The organism is Streptomyces sp. NPDC043812 (assembly GCF_056436245.1).
In genome coordinates this window covers 1-1534 of sequence record NZ_JBWKCY010000096.1, presented here as the reverse complement: position 1 = coordinate 1534, position 1534 = coordinate 1, and the positions used below count along the sequence as shown (strand labels likewise).

Here is a 1534-nt window from a genome sequence, read left to right as displayed (position 1 = left end):
GGGTGTCGCTCTTCCTTTTTGGCCTTGTGCGACGGCCCGCCCCGGGGCCGGGGGGCGGACGAGTCCACCCCCCGGCGCGTCGCGCTCCCTACTCCTGCTGCGCCGTCTCCTCGGCCTCCTCGGCGGTCGGGGCTTCCTCCGCGTCGGCGCTCTGCTGCTCCTCCTCGGCGTGCGGTGACGCGTCGGGGGCGCCGCCCGGCTCCTGCGGCGTCTCCTGCCCGGCCTCCGACTCCGTGGCCTGCTCGGCGGGCTCCGGCGGCTCCTCGGCGGGCTCCGGCGCCGTGTCCGTGGCGTCGTCGGCCTCGGGCAGCTCCTCGGCGTCCTCCTCGTCCTGGGCGCCCTCCTCGGGCGCCTCGGTCCGGCCCTCAGCCGTGGCGACCATCGCGGCCTCCTGGTCCGACAGGGTGTATCCCTCGGCGGCCAGGAACGTCAGCCACGCGTGGGGCGTGCCGTGCGGGCGCTCCCAAACGCTGTCGGTCATCTCCGCCTCGTAAGCGGCCGCGACGTGCGCAAGGAGCAGCTGCGGGCGCTTGGCCTTGCCCGTGCGCTGAATCAACTCCGTAAAGGGCTCGTCCCTGCCCTCGGGGTCCGCAGCACGCGCGAACCGCGCCACGTCGGCCATGGCGGCGGCCGCGCTCTTGCCGTTCTTGTTGATCAGCCTGCGATACGGCTGCGTCTGGTTGAGCATCGCGGACAGAACGAACTGCCATGCCGCGTCGGAAAGGCTCTTGCGGCTGCACAGCTGCACAAGGAACTCCTTGCGCACCTCCCGCGCGGCGCGCGCGGCCCGGTTACCCGCGATGACCCTGCGCCGCTCGACGCGCGCGGCCTCCTTGGCCTGGGCGTCCGCCTGCTCACCCCTGACCTTGTGGCCGTAGCGCGCGGGGTCCGCGCAGTGCCATACCGGCTCGGCGTCGTCGTCCAGCCGCGCCGCGTGCCCCTCGCACTTCGCGGCGTGGGCCTCGGGCGTGATGTCCTCGCCGAGTCCGTTGGTGAGGTTGCTCAACGGCCACTCGGTGGCGTCCTGCTTCCGGTACCGGTCCAGCACTGACACACCGGAATCGGCGAGTGCCTTCACTGCGGCCTCGCGCTTGCGCACGTCGGCAAGGTCTTCCCGCAGCTTCGCCATGGCGTGCGACCAATTGCCGCGCCCGTTCTTGGGGTCGTCGGCGTCGCGGCGCTTCGCGGTGGCCAGACGGGAAGCGGCATGGGTCACGCCTTCGACTTCCTGGAGGTCGGCAAGCTCCATGAGGTCGAATCCGTACCGGGCTCCGCTGGTCAAGCCTTCCGGCGTCAGGTCGGCGGCCTTCTTCGCGGACTTCAGCGCGTCGCGCTTCATGCCCAGCACAGCGGCCGCGCGGCGGCGTCCGGCCTCGCTGGTGCCGATGATTTCGAGCTGAGCCGCGCCGTTGACCTGATCGCGGTCCGTCATGCGGGCGCGCTGGGTGTTCTCCACCAGCGAGAGCAGCAGTGCTTCGGCGTCGGCGTCGGTGAGGTCGTCGCGGACGAATGCCGGGATGGGGCGGACCGGCTT

1 protein-coding gene is annotated in these 1534 nt (G+C 72.2%); it reads right to left on the bottom strand.

Going from position 1 to position 1534, the window contains the following annotated elements; all coding sequences use genetic code 11:
- Positions 1-88: 88 nt before the first annotated feature.
- Positions 89-1534, bottom strand: a 1446-nt coding sequence (locus AC067Z_RS38885) for a hypothetical protein (protein ID WP_478794357.1), incomplete at its 5' end; no start/stop codon positions are given.